The sequence below is a fragment of the Halorubrum marinum genome, from assembly GCF_048381195.1.
Lineage (GTDB): Archaea > Halobacteriota > Halobacteria > Halobacteriales > Haloferacaceae > Halorubrum.
The window spans coordinates 229710-252481 of the sequence record NZ_JBLWMM010000003.1; the positions used below are offsets into that span (position 1 = coordinate 229710).

Here is a 22772-nt window from a genome sequence, read left to right on the forward strand (position 1 = left end):
CAAAAGGGTTTCTCGTCGTTTTTGTTCCGACGAAACTGGTCGACGGCGAGGTCGGGGTGCGCCGCGGCGAGCGAGTCACGCTGTCGGCGACACGAGCAGATCGTCACACAGTTCGTCCAACCCGGACTCCGCTCGCAGCCGGCGCTGTCGCTCGGTGCCGCTCTCCGCGTCGTACACCTCTCGAATGCCGTCGATTCGCAGTCTGTCACACTCTCGATCGACGACTTCGCCGAGCGATACCGTCCCCTCGCCGTCGCGAGCGAGGAAGGCGGCGTCGTGGCCGTGGCGGATCGCGCGCCACTTGTTCTCGTCTAACAGCTCACGACGGAGCTGCGGACTCTTTTCGCCGTTTGTGTCGTGGTCCCCGTCCTCGTAGCGTTCGGCGTACTCGACCACCAACGCGTGGACGTACTCGACGAGCGCGAGGGTGACGGCAGGGTCGCGCTGGGCGTCCGGTGCGCGCACCTCGACGGTCCCGTGGCCGGTGTGCGGCCGCACGTCGAACCAGAGCTCGCCGCGGTCCGCGATAGAGCCGTGTTCGACCATCCGCCGTTCGTATAGCTGGAACGCGTCGAAGTCCGCGAACGCAGAGGGGATCCCCGTGTTCGGGAGATTCTCGAATATCTTTGCACGGGCCGACGCGAGGCCGGTGTCGAACCCGTTCCAGAACGGCGAGTTCGCCGACAACGCGAGAATCACCGGACAGTGCCACCGAAGCTGGTTGGCGATCCAGACGGCCGCATCAGCGTCGTCGACGCCGACGTGGACGTGGAGCCCGGCCGTGGTGTTTCGGTGTTGCGGGTACTGGATTCGGTCGAGCTGATCCCGGTATCGGGGCTTCTCGACGTGGTCGAGCTCGCGCCACTTCGCGGCCGGATGGAGCCCGGCGGCGGCGATCCGGTAGCCGTCGGCGGCGGCGTGGTCGACGAGCGCCTCTCGGACCGTCGAGAGCGCGTCGGCCGCGTCGGCGGGATCCTCGATCAGTTCGGTCTGCGCCTCGATCGTGCACTTGAACAGCTCGTGATCGAACCCCTCGGGGATCGCAGCCGGGGGGTCGCGACCGTAGACGAGGTCGTCGGTTCCGGACGTCGGGCGACCGTCGGCATCTACGATGTAAAACTCCTCTTCGATGCCGAGCGTCCCCATTCGGTCGAACGCGTCACGCGAACCGAGATCCATTACGCACCCGTTCCGGCCGGGCGCTCTTATATGAATTGGAACCCGAAACGCACTGCCGACGCTGGCGGATTAGTGGGGCAGCCGAGAAAACGAGCCGGTGAGGGCGATCGGTCGTGTGCCGTTTCGTGGTCCGTCGGTAGCTCTCCGACGCGAGGCCGCGGCGGCCTCGGTCCGATTAGCCGAGGACGTAGCGGAGCGCCGGGAAGCGCTCGACGAGCGCCTCGCCGCCGACCTCCAGCTTCTCGATGTAGGCGTCGAGCCCGAGGATGCGGCCCGCACCGAACGCGGCGACCGTCAGGAAGACGATCGCGTAGATGAGCGTCGAGTCGAACAGCGCGAGGATGTCGCCCTCCCAGCCGCCGAGGTAGAACAACATCATCTGCATCGCGCCGCCGAGCGCGGCCAGCCGGACGAACGCCCCGGCGATGAGCGCGAGGCCGATGAGCACCTGCGTCAGCGGCACGAAGACGTTCGCGAATTCGACGAACCACGGCGTCGAGCCCATCGCGGCGTACAGACCGCTCACGGGACTCGCCGCGTCGGGCGCGTGAACGAGGTACCCGCTGGCGTCGAACGGCTCACCGGTGACCTTTCCGATACCCGCGAACAGGATCATCCCACCGATGGCCGCCCGCAGCAGCACGATGAACAGCGCCGATAGCGAATGCGCTTTCCCCAGCAGGGTGATGCCGCCGAACTCTCCGCCGAACTCGTTGGTCGTCTTGGTTGACATAGTGTCTCTCCTCACTTACGGATACGCCGGATATACACATAAACCCGGAAGCGAGTTCTCTTTGTCATAGAACGAACCGTCGAACACCCCAGATCGTTTGGGTCTTTATAAGCAATAACACACGGATAGCCGATTTGTCCAGAACGATCAGTGGGTTCGGAGTGAGACGCACAGCTATTTTCGGTCCGATAGAGGGGTTCCGCGGTTCCCTACCAGGGCTCGCCGCTCGCGAGGTCGACGTCGGCGTCGCCCTTCTCAGAGGGACAGACGTCGGCGAGCACGCAGTCGCCGCAGTCCGGGTTGATCGCGGTACACGTCGCGCGGCCGTGGTCGATCATGAGATGCGTGAACTGCTGCCAGTCGCTTTCGGGGACGGTGTCGAGGAGATCCCGTTCGATCTGTTTCGGACTCTCTTCCTCCGTGATCCCCAGTCGGCGGGTGATCCGTTGGACGTGGGTGTCGACGACGATTCCCTCCACGACGTCGTGGCCGTGTTGGAGGACGACGTTCGCGGTCTTTCTCCCGACCCCCGCCAGGTCCGTCAGCTCCGACATGGTGTCGGGCACCTCGCCGTCGTGTTTCTCGGCGATGTCCGCACACGCCGAGCGGATGTACTTCGCCTTGTTGTTGTAGTACGTGATCGAGTTGATCGCCTCCGCGAGCTCCTCTTGGGGGGCGTTCGCGTACGCTTCGGGCGTCTCGTACGTCTCGAAGAGGTCGGCACAGACCTTGTTCACGCGCACGTCGGTGCACTGCGCGGAGAGGATCACCGCGATGAGCAGCTCCAGTCGGTTCGAGTAGTTCAGCGATATCGTCGAGTCCGGGTACTCCTCGTACAGCCGGTCCAACACTTCGGCGACCTGCTCCTCGCGCGGATCGAGTGGCGTGCCCATACCCGTCCGTCCGCCCGGGCGACATTGAACGATCCGGAACCGGTGGCGGGAACCTGTGACTCCGGAACCGATGCTGTGCTCGCAGCCGACCCGAAATCGGCAGATTCAGGTCGTTGTCTCGACAGGTCCGGACGTGTCTCGTTCCCGCGGCCGATCGCGTCGTCGCCCCGCTTACCGCCGCCGACCGCAGGAGTTCTACTGGCTGTGGATAGCCGCGACGGCCACCTACGGCGTCGGTGACATCGTCTCGACGATCGCGTTCCTCCGGTACGTTCCCGCGATCGAGGAGGCGAACCCCGTCGTCGTCCTCGCGCTCGACGCGTTCGGTCTCGCCGGGCTCGTCGTCCTCAAGATCGCCGTCTACCTCGTGATGCTGTGGATCAGCGTCGCGGGCGCTCGCGACGGCGACGCGCTGCTCTACTACTTTCCGCCCGTGCTGTTGACGCTCGTCGGCACGTACCTCACGGCGAGCAACGTCCGCCTCATGTGGCTCTCCTGACCGACGAGGCTCTCTTCCCCGACCGACGAGGCTCCCTTCCCCGACCGACATCGGTTTGCGCCCCCGAACCCACGTCCCTCACATGCTCTCGGACACGCCCGGGCTTCACCACGTGACCGGGATCGTCGGCGACGCGGCGACGAACGCCGCGTTCTACGGCGAGACCCTCGGGCTCCGGCTGCTGCGCCGGACGGTGAACTACGAGGACATCCTCCAGTACCATCTCTACTTCGGGGACGCGACCGGGTCGCCGGGCTCCGTGTTCACCGTCTTCCCGGACCCGACCGGCGACCCGGGCCGCTCCGGGAGACCGGGCTACGAGGCCGTCGCCTTCGCGGTCCCTTCCGACTCGCTCAACTACTGGCGCGACCGGTTCGCGAAGCGAGGAATCGAGGCGGAGTCGGTCGAGCGCTTCGGCGACCGGGTGCTCCGGCTCGCGGACCCGTCCGGGACGCGGGTCGAACTCGTCGAGCGCCAGACCGATCCGGCGAACGACGACCCGTGGCTCGGCGGCGGCGCGGTTGACGCGGCCGACGCAGTCGACGCGGTCGACGCGGTCCCGAAATCCGCGGCGATACGGGGGCTGGACGGCGTCACCGCGCTCCCCGCGGACCCGTACGGAACGGCGAGCGTGCTCGATACGCTCGGGTTCGCGTACGAGGCGGAGTCCGGCGACCGGATCCGGTACCGCGCGCCCGGCGACCGCGCCGCGGTCATCGACATCCTCGACCGTGACGCGCCGTACCTCCGGGAAGGCCCCGGCACGCTGCACCACGCCGCCGTGCGGGTCGCCGACCGAGAGGCCCTCCTCGACTGGCACGGGCTGTTCCGCGACCGCGGCTACGACGTCTCTCGGGTGAAGGACCGCCACTTCTTCCACTCGCTGTACGTCCGCGGTCCCGGAGGGCTCCTCGTCGAGCTCGCGACGGAGGCGACGACGCCCGACGGTCCGGACGCGGCGACCGGACCGCGGGGGCGCGGCCTCGCGGACCCCGATACCGACGGTCACGCGACGGAGCTCTACCTCCCGCCGCGGTTCGAGAGCGATCGCGAGCTGATCGAGGACCAGCTGCCGGCGTTCCGGCTCACCGACGGGAGCGTCGGAGGCGGTACCGAGCGATGAATGACCGATGAGTCGGCGGCTCGCTGGCGTCGAGGGGCCGCACGCCGCGGCGACGCTCGCCACCGGCGGCGCTCCGGCCGCCGCGGCCGAGGTCGCGCTCGTTCTCGTCCACGGCCGCGGGGGAACCCCAGAAGGAATGCTCCGGCTCGCCGACGAGTGTTATCGGCCGGGAACCGCCCTGCTCGCGCCTGGAGCGGTCCGGTCGACGTGGTTGCCGGCCGGCCACGACGCGCCGATCGACGCCAACGAGCCGGCGCTGACCTCGGCGGTCGACTGCGTCGAGGCGACGGTCGACGCCGCACGCGACATCGGAATTAGTCCCGCGGAGACCGTTCTGGTCGGGGTCTCGCAGGGCGGCTGCGTCGTGAGCGAGTTCCTTCGTCGTTGCTCGCGGCGGTACGGGGGCGCGTTCGTCGTCTCCGCGGCGCTCCCCGGTGAGGACCCGACCGTTCGTTCCGTCGTCGACGGTGACCGTCCGCTCCGAGGAACGCCGATTGCCCTCGACACCAGCGAGGACGACCCGTACGTTTCTGCTTCTCGCGTGCGCGAGACCGCAGAAGTCTTCCGGCGGGCCGGCGCAGCGGTCGACCTCCGAATCGACCCGGGCGACGGGCACGGGCTCTCGGACGCGACGCTTGCTCGAATCGGTGACCGTCTCGGAGCGCTGGTCGGCGACGCCGAGGGTTCGGGCGGGGACTAAGAGCGTCGCTCCGAGCAATCGCCCAAGCTCCGGTGTGCGTGGTCGACCCCCTCGTGGGCACCCGAACGTGTTCGCGGTGCGACCCATGTGGCCGCGGCGTGGATGAGCGGACGATGCCTGAACTCGATGTCAGAGAGATTCCACCGACCGAGCGTCACGAACGGATCCACCGAGAGTTCGACGAGCTGGAGCCCGGCGAGGCGCTGACGATCGTCAACGACCACGAGCCGAAGCCGCTGTACTACGAGATGGCCGCCGAGGTCCCCGCGTTCGACGAGGCGGGGTACGCGGTCGAACGCGAGGGCGACTCGCGGTTCGTCGCGACGTTCCCGAAGGTGGACCCGTCGTCCGCGGTGGACCGCGTTCGACTCGCCGACCTCGACGGCGAGCCGCACGCCGACGCGTTCCCGGGGAAGGCACCGAAGACGATTCGCCTGTCACTGGCGGCGGCGGAGCGCGTCCCCGCCCACGACCACCCGGACCGGACCGTCCTCTTTCACCTGCTGTCGGGGGAGGTCGAACTCAGGCTCGACGGGGAGCCGCATCGCGTCGAGGATGGCGAGATCGTCCGATTCGACGGAGAAATGGAGGTCGAGCCGGTTGCGATCGAGGCGAGCACCGCGCTGATCGTGTTGGCGCCGCGATCCGCCGACTGAGACGAGCGGGAATTTAATCTCTTTTTAGCCTTCTCCGACCATCCGGTCCTCGTCGTCCCACTCGCGCTCGCGAAGCTCGTACTTCTGGATCTTCCCGGTCGCCGTCGTGGGGAGCTCGCCGACGAACTCCACCTCGCCGGGCGTCTTGTACGTCGCGACCCGGTCGCGGACGAACTCCCGAAGCTCCTCTTCGGTCGCGCCGGGGTCGTCGGGGTCGCCGCTCTCGGGGACGACGAACGCCTTCGGCGTCTCACCCCACTGCTCGTCGGGAGCGGGGATCACGGCCACCTCGGAGACGACGTCGTGTTCGAACAGCGTGTCCTCCAGCTCGATGGAGGAGATGTTCTCGCCACCGGAGATGATGATGTCCTTCTTCCGGTCTTGGATCGAGACGAACCCGTCCTCGTCGACGACGGCTAGGTCGCCCATGTGGTAATACCCCTCCAGTCGCTCGGAGAACGCGGTCTCCGTGGCATCGGGCTTGTTCCAGTACCGGTCCATCACCTGATTGCCGCGGACGACGATTTCCCCGATCGTCTCGCCGTCGGCCGCCACGTCCTCGCCGCTCTCGTCGACGACGCGGACGTCGGTTCCGAGGTAGCCGATCCCCTGGGTCTTCTTCACCGCGAACCGCTCGTCGGAGTCCGCGTCGTAGTGGCGCTTCGCGTCCGAGGTCGTCACGAGCGGCCCCGTCTCGGTCGCGCCGTACACGTGTTTGAGCGCCCAGCCGAACTCCTCCTCGACGGTTCGGATCGTCGCTTCCGGCGGTGCCGCGCCCGCGGTGGCGGCTCGGACCGGGTTGTCGCCGGTCGTCGCGCCGCCGTGTTCGGCGTAGTGGTCCCCGAGCATGTTGAGCACGGTGGGCGCCGCACAGAAGTACGACACGTCCTCCGTGCGGATCCGGTCGAACACCTCGGCGACGTCGACCCCCCGCGTGCAGACGTGGCGCGCGCCCATCCCGGTGATAGCGTAGATGTGTCCCCACCCGTTGACGTGGAACATCGGTAGGGTCCAGAGGTAGACGTCGTCGTCGGTGATCTCCTGGTGGATCGTTATCAGGTACGCGTGGAGGGTCTCCGCGCGGTGCGTCCGGCAGACGCCCTTCGGATCGCCGGTCGTCCCCGAGGTGTAGTTGATCGTGATCACGTCGTCTTCGTCCATCTCCGGGCGCTCGTAGGCGTCCGAGTCCGCTTCGTCGAGGACGGCGTCGAACGACTCCCAGTCGCCGTCGACCGCCGCGGCGTCGTTCGTGATGAACGTCTCCGTCGGCACCTCGTCGCGGACGGCTTCGACGTTACTCGCGTACTCGGCGTCGGCGTAAATCGCGTCCACGCCCGCGTCGGAGAGCATGTACGCGAAGTCGTCCGGAGTGAGCCGGTAGTTGAGCGGCGTGTGGATCGCGCCGACCTGCATGGCCCCGTAGGCGGCTTCGAGGTGGTAGTGCGTGTTCGGGTCCAACACGGCGACGCGGTCCCCTTTCTCGACGCCCCGCGCCTGTAGTGCAGCCGAGAAGCGGTCTGCTCGCTCGCCGAGTTCGGCGTACGTGTACCGCGTTCCGTCGGTGGCGAGGACCGCCTCTTCGTCGGCGTAGTGCCGTCGCGCTCGGTCCAGGAAGTCGGTCGTCAGTAGCGGCTTTCGCATCAATTTATCATTATGTATGATTTATAAAGCGTTTGCGGCCGCTGCAAGCTCGGTGGATTCGGTGTTGGTTTTATGTAGCTGCCTCCAACGAGGGCAGTATGAGTGACGACAGCGGCCGAACGGCCATTACCGACGGTTACGTCGTGCCCATCGCCGGGCTGCTCGCGCTGGTGTTCGCCCTAATGACGGGAATTACGGCGGGACGTGCGCTGTCCGGCGATCCGGCTGACATCGCACTCCCGGTTATTTTCGGGCTCGCGAGCCTCGTCGCGGTTCGCGTGCGACAGCGCTCGCTGGCCGCCCGTGACGAGGGATGACCGCGACGATTCCGTCCGAAATCGCATATAAACAATGCGTGGACGAATCGCACACGGGCAACGGGATCAGAACCCTTAACAGTCGCACGGGAGTTTGATACGATAGCGGGATGGGATAGCCAGGAGATTCCGCCGGGCTCATAACCCGGAGATCGGTAGTTCAAATCTACTTCCCGCTACTACGTCTCTGTCGCGCGTCTTCCTTCGACGACTACGGTTACCTCAGAGCGACACGCTCTCGGTCACCGTTCCAATACGCTATGGGATCAGGATCCCCCGTCGCACGTGATCGACACCGTCCTGTCCGCTTTGTCGCCGGAGATTTCGGCACTCACCGCGCCGCCGTCAACCGCAATTGTCACCGAAAGTAGTTCGCCCTCAAACGAATCTTCACAGTCGAGCTCAGCCACAATTTCTCCCGAGCCACCGGGTGAGACCTCCGTCGGTGTGGATGTCACTGTGACATCGAGGCCGTCGGGTTCGTCGATAGCGATCGGTGCGACGCCGATCGACGTGTCGAAGCGGTTCGTGACGGTCACGAGCGTCACCGTTCTCGTTGTCTCCGCGTCATCATCCGTCTCGTTCGTCTCTGTCTCGTTCGTGTCGCTTCCACCCGCCTGGCTCACGTTTTCGCTAAACTCGATCCGGATCTCGTCGGGCGAGTCGTACCCCACGTACGCGCGTGCGTCATCGGCTTGACCGGTCGCGATACCTCTATCAGCCGTCATCGACGCGAATCCCCCCGTTCCGACGACCAAGCACACGAGTCCGACAATGAGGAGTCCCAGTCCGACCGTTCGAAGTGCGTTTACCATTGTGCCCTTTGTGAATTAGCGCTCGCCGATCAGTGCTCGCCGAGTTGAACGTTCGAACCGATCTCGTTCCGTCGAGTGTGGATCGTGTGGACGACGGCGGAGAGCCCAAACACGGCAGTGACGATGGTACCGAACGCCACCGTCGAAAGCTCGGTGAACGGGTGGAGACCGAGACCGGCGAGCGCGACGATACCGCCGAGAACCACTGTGAGCCCGAGGTAGTGGAAACACCACGGGATATCGTCTTCGGGCACGTACTCCAGGTGCATCTGTACCTCAGTAACGGCGTCGTCGAGTTTGATCGTCCCGCGGCTTCGATCGTACTCGATCAGACCGCAGTCGTCCAGCTTCTGCAGGTGCGTTTGGCGCAGCGACGAGTAGACCCGCTTCCGCTGTTTGTAGTCCACGTCCGCAACTGTCGTATCGTTCTCACGGGCCGCAACGTACTCGACGAGATCGCTGAGGTCGATCTCGTCGCCGGGGTCGTATTGGTTGAGCAACTCGATCGCATATCGCCGCCGGGCGTTGCTCAGAACGTCGAAGACGTCTTCGCGTTCGATTTCGGTGTCGTGCGGCGTTCGGGTCGGTAACCTCCGAACGGCTATGCCACCTGAGCCGTTAGATCGTTGGTTTTGTGGATTAGAGCTCACATCACGTTCCTCCTCTTTTCAGCACCGACTCGCTCTGGGGTGGATCGACCAACGATTGTCACCGGGAAGCGACGAGATGGTCGTCGCCGTCCCGGTATTTGGTCGAACCATTCGTCATGTCATCTACCCTGTATGTATATAGTTATAGCACCCGTTTGCTCGCAAAGTAGCTATTACTTGCAGGGCGGTGAGCGGATCGAAAATGCAGGTATCGATTGTTGACAAATATTATATACTTATTCCGGAGACTTCCCGACACGAGTTGACGGTCATCAGTTGTGCGGAGATACGATCCTGGGATCGAACAGTCAGCAGCCGGTTCGCCCGTGTCTGTGGCTCTGTACATATCGTTACCGTGTCTCGGCACGGGCGTCAGCGTCGGCGTCGAAAACGCGACCGTTCGCGTCGGACTGAAGGCCGCAGCCTCCGGTTAGCAGATCGGTGGAAGGCCCAGTGATCCGAGGTCAGTCGTCGTCGGTGTCGACGGCTTCGGCGTAGATGCTGACCGTCTCCGGCTCCGCGGTGTCGGTCCTGCGATCGTCCGCTTCGCGACCGACGAACTCGAAGTGAACTAGCAGGCCCTCTCCCGGGTCGAGAACGGCGCCGTCTGCGTCGACGTCGCCGGTGAACTCGCCGTCGCCCGATCGATCGTTGGTCGTCCCGATCTCCTCGTACGTGTAGTACGCTCGCGGGAAGTTCGTGCTCCAGTCCACATCGTCGAGGTTCTCGGACAGTGTGATTGCGATGGTGTCTCGCCCCTCGTTCCGTATCTCGAAGACGTCGGTGAAGACGAAGTTCGCGTCCTCGGCGAGTCCCGTCGCGTTCTGGGAGCCCGTGCTGCCGTCGAACGCCAGCCGGAGCATGGTGTCGTCGTCGTACTCCGCGTACGCGCTCGTGGGCACGAGGGTGAGATAGGACGCGTCGTCCCCCACCGTCTGGACGCTGATCCCGCGGTCGGCCCGCGCGACGTTGAAGGCGTTGCCACCGAACGCGGCCATTCCACCGACGGCCACCGATCCCATACCGATCAGAATATTTCGCCGTTGCATGTGTGGATCACTCGTGTCACGCCCGGTGTCGGCACGCGGGTCGACTCGTCCGAACGGGACTCCCAGCGTGCCGGTTTCAAGCGCTTGATAGAACGAACGCGGGGGAATAGACATTAGTCTGAATAGGTTGTTACACCGACACTCTCAGATTGCTATCTGCTCGATCCCCCGTCCGAGACGACAGGCTTGGATTGTGGTTCGACATAGCTTCATTCCTATCACATAATAATCACATAAATCCGCCCGTCCCTCGATCGATCGGATCGACCTCGTGGTAGGCTATTGACGGAGAATACGGGAAGTAGAAACGCTGAACGGGCCGATAACACCGTTCTGTGATCGGCCGAACCGGAGCCCGTAGCGCGAAACGGATACGTATCATACCAGCCAGCGGGCATCTCAGGCGGCTCAAAACGCGAGCTACGTCGATGAGATTGACGGTGACTCTCGTCTCATCGACGCGTGACAGGTCCAGTCCACGAGCGCGGTCTCTCGTGACACCGTCGGCTTGTTGTCGAGAAACGTGGCGTTCCGGCTCTGTAGTTCGCCCCTGTTACGCAACAAGAACTGGCTGGTGCAGTAACAGGCTCTTCAGATAAGTATGGGTTCCAGTCGTGGAGCAAGACAAGCGCTCGGCGGTGCCGGAGCCCGCGCGGCGTGGTCGTGCGAGAACCCACGTCGGTCGGGCGCGCCGGCACGGACGAGCGTGAGATAACTATGGAACGACGCAACTTCCTGATCGGCATGGGTAGTACAGCTGCGGGAGCAAGCGCGCTCATCGGCTCGGGCGCATTCAGTCGAATTGAATCACAGCGATCAGTGACCATCCAGGTCGCCGAGGACGCGAACGCGTACCTCGGAATGAGGACGCTCAACACGCCGAACAGCAACAACTTCGTCGGAACCGACGGAAACGGTCACCTGGAGATCGACATCGGTGACTTCGATCCTGATGGTACAAATTACGAGTACCAGACAGGTTCCGGTGTCAACTCGGACTCGTTCACCTACTTCGACGGGCTGTTCGAGCTGTGTAACCAGGGGAAGGCGGACGCAACGATCAGTTACGCGCTGCCGGAGTCGTCGCCTCATACGGACGTGGGGAATGACTGGACAGCCCCGGACGCCGAGTACGACCAGCAGGTGGTCGCGTTCTACTACATCGACGAAAGTCGCAGCGAAGCTGAGGACGGTGTTGATTCAGGAGGCCGAGTCATCGTCAACGAGGGCGATACGGTCGACCTTGCGCTCGGCGAGTGTGAGGAGATCGGCATCCGGACCGTGACCAAGGGCGTCGACGCGACTACGGGTGAAGCGCTCATCGACGGCGAGATCGTTGTGACGGCCGACGCTCCTGAGGCGGGACAGCCGAACAACTCCTGATCGAGGTACCGATTCATGACCCGACGACGACGAACCCCGATCGATGACGGTTCTAATGGTGGTGGGACGGACACGTCCGTTGTTCGCCGAGCGAACTCCGACCTGCGAACCGACGGCGTCATCTCGGGGCAGTCGTCGAAAAGTCTGAGCACCACGACGCAAGTAACAAGCGAGGACAGAGTATGAAACGACGATCTTTCGTCCTCGGTGCGGGTTCGGCCGCCGCCACGGGGAGCGCGATCCTCGGCTCCGGAGCGTTCTCCCGCGTCGAGTCCCAACGACAAGTGACCGTTCAACTGGCGGAAGACACGGACGCGTACCTCGGGCTGAAGCCCATTGATACCCCCAACAGCAACAACTTCGTCGAACTCGACGAAAACGGTCACCTGAAGATCGATATCGGCGATTACGACGACGGGACGTACGAGCGTCCGACCGGCGTGGGCGTCAACTCCGATTCGAACACCCGGTTCGACGGGATGTTCGACATCTGCAATCAGGGGAAAGCCCAGGCTGAGGTCTGCTTCATGTTCGACTATGACGACATGGTAGACCACGGCGATCCGAATCTCGACTTCCGGGACGAGTACGATAAGACGCTCCTCTGTCCGAACAGAAAGAAGATCGATGTCGGCGAGTGCGTGCGCGTCTCGATCGACTTGGCGTCGTACGACGTCGACGCAACCAGTGGCGATCCGCTGTTCGACGGTGACGTGCTCATCACGGCCGACGCCGACGGAGCAGGAGACACCGGAGACTAGCCTCTCACAGGACGATGACTAACAATTCAAATATATGAAAAGAAGAAAATTCCTCGCCGGAGCTAGTGGGGTTGGTCTCGGTGGCAGCGGCCTCATCGGTTCCGGCGCGTTCAGCGCAGTCGAATCGCAACGACAGGTAACCATTCAGCTAGCGGAAGACACGGACGCGTACCTGGGATTAGACACGTGCGGAACGATAAACGGCGATAACTTCGTCGGTACGGACGGCCAGGGTCACCTGACCGTCGACATCAGCGAGCACAGCGACGCCGCGGACGCAGGTCGCGACGTGAGCGAGCCGGCCGAAGGCGTCAACTCGGACTCGTTGACCGCGTTCGACAACGTGTTCCGGATCTGTAACCAGGGGAAGGAAGACGCGTGTGTCTGGATCGACGCCGAAGTCGCTGAGGATTTGCTTGAAGGGCACGACACCAGCCTGCCGACGCTCGACTTCTACGTCCTCGACGGCGACGGCGACCCGCGGTCGATCCTCGGCGAAGAGAACTCGGTTAAACTCCCCGTGGGGGAGTGCTTCTGTGTCGGTATCCGCGTCTACTCGAGGTTCCTCTCGGCGGGCGATCAGATCGTCGAGAATGAGGAGATCCGGATCATCGCCGACGTCGACGGCGCCGACGACTGTCCGGAGGTGAACGGCGGCACGATTCCCCCCGGTGAGGAACCGCAGAACGGGCAGGGGATCAGCTTCATCGCGTTCTGTGGTGACGACTTGACTGCGAACGATTACACCCTCTCCATTGTGGGTCGGAACGAAGACGGCGAACCGACGAGCGTGTCGTGGTCCGGCCCGACGCCTGACAATATCGTGGTCTTCGGAGGTGCGCGGCTGTTCAACACCTCCGGATCGCCGATCACGCTCAGTGGTGACGAGGTCGAGTGGAAAGCCGGTAATAACCCAACCGAACAGCGACCCCCGAGCCCGTGTAAAGACGGCAACTGCGGGCCGAAGTTCGACTACAAGTCCGCGTCCGACACGTTCGAAGCCGTCGGACATCAGGACCAGTGCGTTGACGAGAGCGACGACTAATCGCTCACCGTCCCGCGAATTTCCTATTTTTATAAAATGGTTCGGACTGAACGAGATTACCAGTAACGACGCACATCGTTTCAGATTCCCGTATACGAACTATCGAACCACCTAGCATGGGCGGTGTCTTTTTAAATAACTTATTTGAATATTCTTTTATTCTCGGTTGTTTTCGATAGAATCCACACGAGCCCTTAAGCCGGTTAAGCGTACAGTAACGTCCGTAATGGCACACAAGCTGGGTCGAAGAGCGGGACGCACAGCGACGGCACCGTTCGAGGGGACGGACGCGGAACCACCGGCGTCGAACGCGGACGGCGACGGCGACGAAACGGAGGCGGCGGAGTCCACGGCGGCGACGAACGACCGCGACGCCGCGGACGAGTCGTCTTCGGTCGCGGACACCAGTCGGCGGTCGGTGCTGATCTCCACCGGCGCGCTCGCGGGCGCGGGACTGCTGACCGGCGAGGCGGCGGCGTCGCCCGGCAACCGCCCGGAGGAGGTCGTGATCGGCACGGGGTCGCGGGCCGCACAGCGCGCCGTGGAGTCGCGAGCGGAGTCGGTGAGCCGCGTCCTCGACTTCGCGGACATCGGTCAGGCCGTCTCGGGGCGGTTCCCGCCCCAAGCGATCGAGGCGCTCGAGCGACGCGCCGACGTCCGGTACGTCGAACGCGACGGAGCGGTACCGCCGCTCGGACAGACGCTCCCGTGGGGCGTCGACCGCGTCGACGCCGACCGCGCGCACGCCGCGGGCGAGACGGGTGCCGGCGGCGACGTCGCGATCATCGACTCGGGGATCGACTCCGATCACGAGGATCTCGCGGCGAACCTCGGCGAGGGCTACGCGGTCGTCACGTGTTCGGGTTGTGCCGAACCCTGGGACGACGACCAAGGCCACGGCACGCACTGTGCGGGCATCGCGGGAGCGGTCGACAACGACGTCGGCGTCGTCGGCGTTAGCACGGAAGCGACGCTCCACGCGGTAAAGGTGTTCGACGCGGACGCGTACGCCACCGTCTCCGGCCTCTCGGAGGGGATCAAGTGGGTCGCCGATCAGGGGTACGACGTCGGGAGCATGAGCCTCGGCGCGGCGAGCAGTTACGCGACGCTGCGAGACGCCTGCCGGTACGCCGCGGACCGCGGAGTCCTGCTCGTCGCGGCCGCCGGCAACGACGGCTGTTCCGACTGCGTCAACTACCCGGCCGCCTACGACAGCGTCGTGGCGGTCAGCGCGACCACGAGCAGCGACAGCCTGGCCTCGTACTCGTCGTACGGTCCAGAGATCGAACTGGCCGCGCCGGGGTCGTACGTCTACTCGACCGTCCCGGGATCGTACGGGCGTAAGTCGGGCACCTCAATGGCGTGCCCGCACGTGGCAGGCGCAGGCGGGCAGCTGATGGCGAACGGTTACACGAGCACGGAGGCGCGAGCGCGACTCCGCGACACCGCCGAGGACATCGGGCTCTCGGCGGCTCAGCAGGGCGCGGGGCTGCTCGACGTCGAGGCGGCCGTCGACGACGGGGGCGACGGTGGAGACGACGACGGCGATGGCGATGGCGATGGCGACGACAGCGACGACGGAGACGGTGAGGAGACGGCTCCCCTCGCCGTCTCGACCACCGGCGCCTCCGACGTCGGCGAATCGAGCGCGACGCTCGACGGCTCGCTCGACGAACTACCGGACGGCGACACCGCGACGGCGGCCTTCGAGTACCGCCAACAGGGGGCAGACACCTGGTCGACGACGGATACCACGACGCTGACCGCGACAGGTGCCTTCGGCGAGTCAGTGACGGGCCTGACGGACGGGGCGGACTACGAGTTCCGCGCTGTCGCCGAAACCGAAAGCGATGCGGACGCCGGGACCACGCTCGCGTTCACGACCGACGCGGTCACGGTCACCGTCGACGTGTCGACGACCGGTTCCGTCGCAGTCGACGAGACGAGCGCCACGCTCGAGGGGACGCTCGACGTCCTCGACGGTGCCTCCTCGGCCGAGGTGGCCTTCGAGTGGGGCGTCAGCGGCGAGGGGCTTCCGGAGACGACGACCCCGGAAACGCTGTCCGCGACGGGGACGTTCGACGCGACGCTGAGCGACCTCGCAGGCGGAACCGACTACGAGTTCCGCGCCGTCGCCGATGCCGACGGGACCACGGACGCCGGCGAGACGCTGACGCTGACGAGCGACACCGCCGACGAACCGGCAGCCGCCGAACCGGTCGTCGACGACTACGTCGTCAGCGAAGCCGGGTCACCGAACCCACACGCGGAGATCACCGCGAAGTGGGCCGTGAGCGACGCCGACGGTGATCTCGACTCCGTCTCGGTCGAGGTCCTCGACCGACGCGGACGCGTCCGAGACTCGATCCGAACGAACGTCGCCGGATCGCAAGCGTCCGGGATCGACGAGCTCCGGGTGAAACACGCGCGCAACGCTCGGTTCGACGTTCGTCTCACAGTGACCGATAGGAACGGACACGCGGTCACGGAAACCCGGACCGTGTCCACCTGAGGTGCTACCAGCGAAGGATGCGTCCCTGGAGTCGTCCCAAACGCGTCTCAGTACCGCCCGTTGAAGACGACGTCTCCGCAGGCGTTACACGAAACGGTCACGTCCGTTCCCTCGCGACAACAGGATTCCCAGGCGCTCTCGCTCGCTTCGAGGGCCGCGTCGCAGGCCGGACAGCGTTCGAGAAACGCCCGTAGACTGCCGATGATCTGCGTACGGAGTTCGGGGTCGTACGACTCCCATCCCGAACACCACTCCGAGAGCGTCGGTTCGACGCCCATGTCAGCGAGGAACGCCGCCCGGGATGGCCACCCGTCGACGCGGTCCCCGTGGTAGGTCACCGCATACTCGCTCTCACGATCTTCGAGCGCAAGCGCCTGCGGGTCGACGTCGAGATGAGCCGCGAGGCGATCAACGCCGGTCCCGCCTTCACGAAGTCCGGCGATACGATGTCGCCACGCGTCACGGAACTCCGGATCGAGACAGAGGTCGTCGGCCTCCGAACACTCCGTCACCACTCCCTCGTCTTGGAGTGCTTCCCCTGCGTTGGTGTACCCGCCCTCCGCGTCGTGTCGTTCGGTGCCGACGCTCGGATCGGCGGTCACGCCGCCCCCCGCTGGTTCGACGTGATGCGTCCCGAAGAGCCGGTGGATTCGACCCGGCAGATACCGTTTCGTGAGCGTCGGCGTCCCCGGGATTAGGTATCCACGGAGGTAGATTGCGGCCCCACAGGCCGCGAGGACGGCGGTGCCGACGCCGATAGATACCGTTATCGTGGCTATCGATGCGGCAACCAGAGCGATGAGACCGTTGACCACCGTGCACGGAAGACACCGGTTCGATCCCGTGTACTCGGGCCGTCGGACCGCGTCGATCAACGAGGAAGCGTCGCTCATACCACACGGTGTGTGATATCGGGGCAAAAGTATACGCCGCGTCACCTCTCGGTCGAAACGGGGGTGGCCCAACAATCTGACATTGATGTAGCGAGCGCGTTGGTTACGTCCGGGCAAAACAGTGGCCGTACGGGTCGGATAGCCTATCCGATTTCGGTTCCCGCTGCTCGAACCCGGCGGATCCGTGACGCGGATCGCACAAATTATTACCAAGCGGTTAACACGTTACCGCGGTGCATAGCTAATTACGGCGCTCTCCTTGTTCGGGGCGTGACCGACGGAGAAGCCAGGGTCGACAGGTCGAAGCCGCGTCGGAGGGACTCAGTCCTGAGAGACACGTTCCGAGCGCTCTCGGGACGCGTCCCCGGTATGGCGCCGAATGCGCCGAAACGGAACGTCCTCGTGGTGCTCGGTGCACTGCTCGGGGCCGTCCTCCTGATCGCTATGATCGCGCCGGCTCTGTGAACTGATCGAAAACGCACCCGCGACGCCCCTCCGGAACCCGGAAGCGATTTCCGTCGCGCTGTCGTTCCCTCGCGTATGGATTACGAATCGAGCCTCGACCGCGCGATGGAGGAGGTACCGGACCTCGGCGGCTCCGACGAGCGGCTGTCGGTCCCCGACCCGGAGACCCAGAAAGACGGCGCGTTCACCCGACTGACGAACCTCTCGTCTATCGCCGACGCGCTGAGCCGCGACCCCGAACACGTCCACTCGAAGATCCAGCAGGAGCTCGGGACGGCCGGCCAGTACGAGTCGGGCCGCGCCCGCTATAACGGGAACTTCCGCGAACGCGACTTCCAGGCCGCCGTCGACTCGTACATCGAGTCGTACGTCACCTGCTCGGAGTGCGGTCTCCCCGACACCCGACTGGAGACGGAGAACCGCACGCCGATGCTCCGGTGTGAGGCCTGCGGGGCGTTCCGACCGGTCGCCAAGCAGAACACCTCGAACACCCAGCGTCAGGAGGAGGCGATCGAGTCGGGCAAGACGTACGAACTGGAGATCGTCGGCACCGGCCGAAAGGGCGACGGCGTCGCCGAACGCGGCGAGTACACGGTCTTCGTCCCCGGCGCACAGGAGGGAGAGACCGTCAAAGCGTACATCAAGAACGTCTCCGGAAACCTCGCGTTCGCCCGCCGCGAGAACTGAGCCGGCGAGGAGCGACCGGTCGCTGACCGCGTCCGCACACCCGTTCCGCTACCCGACCGTTTATCCGCGCGTTCGCGAATCGTGAGCTATGGCCACGCGACTCCCCGCCGCCGCCTTCGACGACCGTCTCGCGGCGGTCCGTGATCGACTCGCCGAGACGGACGCCGACGCGGCGACGTGGTTCGGCGCGACCGCGATCGAGTACCTCACCGGCTTCCACCACATCCAGACTGAACGACCCGTCGTCCTCGCGGTGACCGCGGACGCCGTGGAGCTCACCGTCCCCAGACTGGAGGTCGAACGAGTCGAGCCGAATCCGCGGATCGACGCCGTCCACCACTACTTCGACTATCCCGGCGGCGAGCCGATCGCCGTCGCCGTCGAGATGCTGAACGGCCTCGACGTCGACGCGGTCGCCACCGACGCCGACGGCGCGCCGGGCGTGATGGGCTACGAGGGGCCCGCGCTCTCGGAGTACCTCGACGTCGAGACGCAGTCGTGGGTCGACCGCATGCGCTGGGCGAAGTCCGACGACGAGGTCGACCTCATTCGCGAGTCGGCGAAGTGGGCGAACCTCGGCCACCGATACCTCGCGGAGTTCTCCGAGCCGGGCGCGCACCCGGCGACGGTCTCTCAGCGCGCGTCGACCGAGGCGTCCCGTGCCATGCTCGACACGCTCGGCGACACCTACAGCGTTCGCGTCCGCGGTGACGGTCCCGTCCACGCCGGGTACATCTCGGGCCACGAAACCGCCCTCCCGCACGGTCACACCCCGAACGAGCGGCTCACCGAGGGCGACGTGCTCGTAACGGGCGCGACAGCGAACGTCGACGGCTACCGCTCGGAACTGGAGCGAACGATGTTCGTCGGCGAGTACACGGACGAGCAGGAACACTACTTCGAGCTCATGCTCGAGGCGCAGACGATCGCCATCGATGCGCTCGGGCCCGGCGTCCCCGTCGCCGAGGTCGACGCGGCCGTCTGGGAGTACTTCGAAGAGCAGGGCGTGACCGACCTCGCGCAGCACCACGTCGGACATAACATCGGGCTCGGCGCGCACGAGCCGCCGTACATCGACCGCGGGTGGGGCGAGCGCTACGACGGCGACGACGCGGTGATGGCTCCCGGACACGTGTACACGATCGAGCCCGGACTGTACACCGAGGAGTACGGCTATCGCCACTCCGATACGGTCGCGATCACCGAGTCGGGGACGGAGACGCTCACGCACTTCCCCCGTGATATCGACTCGAACGTGGTGTGAGCGAAGGCGTGCGAACGCCGGCGTACTCAACTGACTACCGGCCCACTCGGAGGTTCGATACCGTCTACGTGACGCGGCCGACGACCACGCGGTGGTCCGTCTCTCGGGCGTGTTCGCGCCTCAGACGCGCCGCCTCATCGTCGACGTCGAACAGCCGTTCGAGTGCACAGTCTCTGCAGACGAGGTGGTACCGTTCCCGAGCTATCTGACTCATACTCGGTACACGACCCTCCTCCTGGTAGTTACACGCTCCATACCAGCGTCAAACGTGTCGTTAACCGTGCGGATCAGGTTTCGTCCGTTCGCTCCGCGAATCGGTCCAACGCGAACCCCAGCATGTCGGGGCTCACGGGCTGGTACTCCTCGCGTTCGTGTGCCGGTAGGTACTCCCGGACGCTGTTCCAGGACTCGCGGGCGTACCGAGCGTCGAGCAGCACCCGCACGCCGCGCTCCTCCGGTCCTCGAATTACCCGGCCGACGGCCTGTCGGGCCTTTCGGACCGCCGGGACGGTGAGCGCCGTCTCGAACCCCGACTCGAAGCGGCGGTCGTACGCGGTGATTACCGCCCGGGTCCGCGGACGGGCCGTGTTGATGATCGGAACGCCGCAGACGACGGCGGCCGACAGGCGATCGCCCCGGTAGTCGACGCCCTCAGTGAGCGTTCCGCGGAGGCTCGTCACGAGAACTTTCCCCTCACCTGCGAAGAAGTCGTCTTTGAGCGACTCCGTCGCGCGATCGCCGGACGACTCGTCGAGGAGCACCGGCTTGTCGAGCCGGTCGGCGAGCGACTCGGCCATCCACGTCGCCTCCGCGTAGCTCGGCGTGCCGACCAACACGTTGCCGTCCCGATTCGCCACGGTCGCGGTCGCGTCGAGGTGCGCGAGCCGCGTGTCGTTCTCTTCGCCGGGCGCGCCGCGGTTCTGATGGGTGAACTTCGGCGCGTCGACGGCGAAGCTCGCGCGGTTCCCGGGCGGGAAGGAGAGCCCGTACGTCCGCTCGACGACGGGGCGTCCCCGCGCTTCGAGGTGGTCGAGCCCGGTCACCTCGCGGAACACGTCCATCGGCTCTAGCGTGGCGCTCATCAGGACTCCCCCGCCGAACTCGGCGAGTCGCTCGCCGATCGGCTCGCTCGGCAGGCAGTTGTACAGCGCGAGGCTCGCGTTGTAGGCGCGCCGCCACGAGTCGGGCGGGGCGGTCTCGTCCCACGTCCGCTCCAGGTCGATCGCGCGGAAGAAGTCCTCGTGGCCCTCGCGGTACCACGCGTTGAGGGTCCGGCCCACCCCGGGCGCGGCGCGCTGTTTGTCCTCTTCCTCCAGCGAGTCGAGCACGCGTTTGACGACCGCGCCGACCTGCCGTGCCCGGGCCCAGACGCGGTCATCGTGCCCCTCGTTTCTCGCCCACGTCGTGATCGCGTCCTCGGCCGGCGTCTCCGGGTCCCGGAGCGGGAGTTCGTCGGCGTCCAGTTCGCGCATCGACGCCCGCCAGTCGGGGTGCTCGCGGTCGAGGTGCGCGATCACCCGCCGATCCAGCTCGCCGCGGAGGTCCGCGTAGAACTCGCGGACCGACTGGATCTCCTCGACGCTCACGTCGGCGTCGTCCAACTCCCCTCGCACGAGCGCGGCGTCGTCGGACTCCGCGCCGGCCGTCTCGAACTCGAGCGGCTGGACGACCCGCGTGAGCTCGTTTTCCGCGTCCCGGAGGCTGGCGTCGGCGACCGCGTCGCTCACGAGGTCGCGAACGCGCGGTTCGAGCATGTGCGCCTCGTCACAGACGACGAACGTCGAGTCGTCGAGCAGCGCCCCGGTGAAGGTTCCGGTCGTCACCGGATCGAACGCGTGGTAGTAGTTTCCGACGACGACCTCCACCTCCGGGACGAGCGCGCCCATGATCGAGTGCGGACAGGTTCCGTGCCCGGCGGCGAGTCGAACCAGTTCGCTCGGTCCGATATGTCCGAGTTCCGTGACGTCGAACGGGACGGCCTCCGCCGGGTCGCCGTCTTCGGGGAGGTCGTCCAGAAAGCCGGCGTAAAAGGGACAGAACTCGGTCCCCTCGAACTCCTCGGTGTCCGGGCGGTAGGGGGTGGGCTCGCCGTCGACGCTGAGGTAGTCGGCGGCGGGGGCGGAATCGCCGCTGGCCGAGGCGCCGCCGTTTCCCGAGTCCATCAACCCCACCTGCTGGCTCCGCGCCTCGCTCACGAGGTTTCCGGTCGTCGTCGCGCCGCCGTCGCCGACGAGGTTTCGGGTGCGCTCGCGGAGTCCTTCACAGCGCTCGTACACGTTCTCTCGGTCGATACCGCCGCGGTTCTCGCGGGCGTACGGGCAGACGTCCGCCTTCCCGACGAGAGTGAGTCCCGATATCGGGTCGTACCCGTCCGGCAGGTCCCCGTTGATCGTCTCCAGATCCGTCTCGAACTGCCGAAGCTGCTGTTTGACGCTCGTGAGTACGAAGACGCGCTCGAACTCGGAGTCGGGGTCGCGGACCCGATCCAGTCCGGCGGTGAGCGCGAGCATCGTCTTGCCCGTCCCGCACGCGCCCTCCAGTGCCAGAAAGCCGTCGTCTTCGGCGGCGTCGATGGCGGCGTCGATGCCGTCGGCCTGCTCCGGATACGGTTCGGAGTGGCCGAAGATGTCGGTCCATGTCGGGGCGTCTGTCACTGTGGCGGCGTAGCTCCCGATCGGAGTTAAACCTTGAGAGACCCGCGGCCGCTCCCGACGGCGGACCGGGTCGAAACCCGTCCTGACCGTGGGTGCGACCGACGGCGGCCGACCTCTCCTAGCCGACGATGTCGTGGAGGTCGCTCAGCTCGTCGATCTCCCAGGTCGGCCAGACGTTCAGCTCCCAGTCGCGGCGGTGGGGCCGCCGGATGAACGCGGAGTCGATACCGGCGTTCTCGGCGGCGCGGACGTCGGATTCGTTGTCGCCGACGAACAGGGCGTTCCCCGCGTCCAGGTCGCCGAGCGCCTGCTCGATGTAGTGCGGGTTCGGCTTCCGTAGCTGGAGCGAGTGGATCGTCGGCTCGCGACCGTATGCGGCTCCGAACCGCTCGAACCCGTCAAAGTGGTTCACGAGGAAGTCGACGGTGGCCTGCTGGTTCGAGGAGACGATACCCATCTCCACGTCGAGGTCCCGTAGCTCGTCGAGGTCGTCGTACGGCGTCTTGCGTCCCTCGCGCGCCTCCTGCTGTTGGGCCTTCGACACCACGTCGTCGCGCGTCCGCCAGAACGACCCCGGATCGAGGTCGTACGTCTGACAGACGGTCCCCACGCTGCCGGGGGTCGCACCGATGGTCATGCGCTCTACGTCGTCCGGATCGGGTTCCTCGACGCCGCACTCTTCGAATGCGTTCCGGGTCGCGTCCCGGAGCACACCGAAGCGTGTGCGGCCCACGAGGACACCGTCGTTGTCGAACACGACGGTATCGTACGTCATACAGTCCGGAGTCGCCCAGTACTTAAAAGCGTTTCACCAACGTCGCGACACGAACGCCGACTCTTTTATATACGTCCG

The 22772-nt window shown here is 65.5% G+C and carries 22 protein-coding genes and 1 tRNA gene; 12 read left to right on the plus strand and 11 right to left on the minus strand.

From position 1 onward, the window contains the following. Nucleotides 1-75: 75 nt before the first annotated feature. From ACNSN4_RS04975 to nth, 3 genes are all read right to left on the minus strand, one after another. Complete coding sequence (locus ACNSN4_RS04975; protein ID WP_418284676.1) at nt 76-1179, minus strand: glutamate--cysteine ligase; 1104 nt, start codon at nt 1177-1179, stop codon at nt 76-78. A gap of 175 nt (nt 1180-1354) precedes the next feature. After that, nucleotides 1355-1912 (minus strand): DoxX family protein, encoded by a 558-nt coding sequence (locus ACNSN4_RS04980; RefSeq protein WP_418284677.1) that lies wholly within the window; start codon nt 1910-1912, stop codon nt 1355-1357. A gap of 209 nt (nt 1913-2121) precedes the next feature. Beyond that, nucleotides 2122-2805 carry an endonuclease III gene (nth, locus tag ACNSN4_RS04985; protein ID WP_418284678.1) on the minus strand — a complete coding sequence of 228 codons (684 nt, stop codon included), beginning with the start codon at nt 2803-2805 and terminating at the stop codon, nt 2122-2124. Nucleotides 2806-2938: 133 nt separating this feature from the next. Here nth and ACNSN4_RS04990 point away from each other — a divergent pair, with 133 nt between their 5' ends. The 4 genes from ACNSN4_RS04990 to ACNSN4_RS05005 all read left to right on the plus strand — a co-directional run bounded on the left by ACNSN4_RS04990 (nt 2939) and on the right by ACNSN4_RS05005 (nt 5783). Next, nucleotides 2939-3304 (plus strand): DUF5658 family protein, encoded by a 366-nt coding sequence (locus ACNSN4_RS04990; RefSeq protein WP_418284679.1) that lies wholly within the window; start codon nt 2939-2941, stop codon nt 3302-3304. An 82-nt stretch (nt 3305-3386) separates the two neighbouring features. Then, on the plus strand, nt 3387-4427 hold the full coding sequence (locus ACNSN4_RS04995) for a VOC family protein (RefSeq protein WP_418284680.1): 1041 nt from the start codon (nt 3387-3389) through the stop codon (nt 4425-4427). 7 nt (nt 4428-4434) lie between these two features. Beyond that, nucleotides 4435-5127, plus strand: a complete 693-nt coding sequence (locus ACNSN4_RS05000; RefSeq protein ID WP_418284681.1) for an alpha/beta hydrolase — start codon at nt 4435-4437, stop codon at nt 5125-5127. Between the two features lie 113 nt (nt 5128-5240). After that, nucleotides 5241-5783: a DUF2249 domain-containing protein gene (locus ACNSN4_RS05005; protein ID WP_418284682.1), complete on the plus strand. Its 543-nt coding sequence runs from the start codon at nt 5241-5243 to the stop codon at nt 5781-5783. Between the two features lie 24 nt (nt 5784-5807). Here ACNSN4_RS05005 and ACNSN4_RS05010 read toward each other — a convergent pair whose 3' ends face one another. Beyond that, the gene (locus ACNSN4_RS05010; protein WP_418284683.1) at nt 5808-7424 is read right to left on the minus strand and encodes a long-chain-fatty-acid--CoA ligase; all 1617 of its coding nucleotides are present in this window, start codon (nt 7422-7424) and stop codon (nt 5808-5810) included. A gap of 98 nt (nt 7425-7522) precedes the next feature. Here ACNSN4_RS05010 and ACNSN4_RS05015 point away from each other — a divergent pair, with 98 nt between their 5' ends. Continuing rightward, the gene (locus ACNSN4_RS05015; RefSeq protein ID WP_418284684.1) at nt 7523-7741 is read left to right on the plus strand and encodes a hypothetical protein; all 219 of its coding nucleotides are present in this window, start codon (nt 7523-7525) and stop codon (nt 7739-7741) included. A 104-nt stretch (nt 7742-7845) separates the two neighbouring features. Next, a tRNA-Met gene (locus ACNSN4_RS05020) sits at nt 7846-7920 on the plus strand. Nucleotides 7921-8007: 87 nt separating this feature from the next. On the opposite strand, the gene ACNSN4_RS05025 is transcribed toward ACNSN4_RS05020, so the two are convergent. The 3 genes from ACNSN4_RS05025 to ACNSN4_RS05035 form a co-directional block, all read right to left on the minus strand. Further along, complete coding sequence (locus ACNSN4_RS05025) at nt 8008-8469, minus strand: hypothetical protein (protein WP_418284685.1); 462 nt, start codon at nt 8467-8469, stop codon at nt 8008-8010. A 116-nt stretch (nt 8470-8585) separates the two neighbouring features. Continuing rightward, nucleotides 8586-9206, minus strand: coding sequence for a DUF7344 domain-containing protein (locus ACNSN4_RS05030; RefSeq protein ID WP_418284686.1), 621 nt, complete (start codon nt 9204-9206; stop codon nt 8586-8588). Between the two features lie 464 nt (nt 9207-9670). Beyond that, complete coding sequence (locus tag ACNSN4_RS05035) at nt 9671-10255, minus strand: oxidoreductase (protein WP_418284687.1); 585 nt, start codon at nt 10253-10255, stop codon at nt 9671-9673. 717 nt (nt 10256-10972) lie between these two features. Here ACNSN4_RS05035 and ACNSN4_RS05040 point away from each other — a divergent pair. The 4 genes from ACNSN4_RS05040 (at nt 10973) to ACNSN4_RS05055 (ending at nt 15956) form a co-directional block, all read left to right on the plus strand. Next, nucleotides 10973-11638 carry a hypothetical protein gene (locus ACNSN4_RS05040; protein ID WP_418284688.1) on the plus strand — a complete coding sequence of 222 codons (666 nt, stop codon included), beginning with the start codon at nt 10973-10975 and terminating at the stop codon, nt 11636-11638. A 182-nt stretch (nt 11639-11820) separates the two neighbouring features. After that, nucleotides 11821-12399 (plus strand): DUF1102 domain-containing protein, encoded by a 579-nt coding sequence (locus tag ACNSN4_RS05045; RefSeq protein WP_418284689.1) that lies wholly within the window; start codon nt 11821-11823, stop codon nt 12397-12399. A gap of 34 nt (nt 12400-12433) precedes the next feature. After that, complete coding sequence (locus ACNSN4_RS05050; protein ID WP_418284690.1) at nt 12434-13444, plus strand: hypothetical protein; 1011 nt, start codon at nt 12434-12436, stop codon at nt 13442-13444. 226 nt (nt 13445-13670) lie between these two features. Continuing rightward, nucleotides 13671-15956, plus strand: coding sequence for a S8 family serine peptidase (locus ACNSN4_RS05055; RefSeq protein WP_418284691.1), 2286 nt, complete (start codon nt 13671-13673; stop codon nt 15954-15956). Between the two features lie 47 nt (nt 15957-16003). Here ACNSN4_RS05055 and ACNSN4_RS05060 read toward each other — a convergent pair whose 3' ends face one another. Next, on the minus strand, nt 16004-16849 hold the full coding sequence (locus ACNSN4_RS05060; RefSeq protein WP_418284692.1) for a DUF8054 domain-containing protein: 846 nt from the start codon (nt 16847-16849) through the stop codon (nt 16004-16006). A 540-nt stretch (nt 16850-17389) separates the two neighbouring features. Between ACNSN4_RS05060 and ACNSN4_RS05065 the strand changes: the two genes are divergently transcribed. Both ACNSN4_RS05065 and ACNSN4_RS05070 read left to right on the plus strand, forming a co-directional pair. Then, nucleotides 17390-18001 carry a translation initiation factor IF-2 subunit beta gene (locus tag ACNSN4_RS05065; RefSeq protein WP_418284693.1) on the plus strand — a complete coding sequence of 204 codons (612 nt, stop codon included), beginning with the start codon at nt 17390-17392 and terminating at the stop codon, nt 17999-18001. 88 nt (nt 18002-18089) lie between these two features. Next, nucleotides 18090-19265, plus strand: coding sequence for a M24 family metallopeptidase (locus tag ACNSN4_RS05070; protein WP_418284694.1), 1176 nt, complete (start codon nt 18090-18092; stop codon nt 19263-19265). 64 nt (nt 19266-19329) lie between these two features. Here ACNSN4_RS05070 and ACNSN4_RS05075 read toward each other — a convergent pair whose 3' ends face one another. The 3 genes from ACNSN4_RS05075 to ACNSN4_RS05085 form a co-directional block, all read right to left on the minus strand. Beyond that, the gene (locus tag ACNSN4_RS05075; RefSeq protein WP_418284695.1) at nt 19330-19479 is read right to left on the minus strand and encodes a hypothetical protein; all 150 of its coding nucleotides are present in this window, start codon (nt 19477-19479) and stop codon (nt 19330-19332) included. A gap of 73 nt (nt 19480-19552) precedes the next feature. Then, nucleotides 19553-21919, minus strand: a complete 2367-nt coding sequence (locus ACNSN4_RS05080; RefSeq protein ID WP_418284696.1) for an ATP-dependent DNA helicase — start codon at nt 21917-21919, stop codon at nt 19553-19555. A 118-nt stretch (nt 21920-22037) separates the two neighbouring features. Further along, entirely contained in the window at nt 22038-22694 is a 657-nt protein-coding gene (locus tag ACNSN4_RS05085) for an HAD family hydrolase (RefSeq protein ID WP_418284697.1), read from the minus strand. Nucleotides 22695-22772 lie beyond the last annotated feature (78 nt).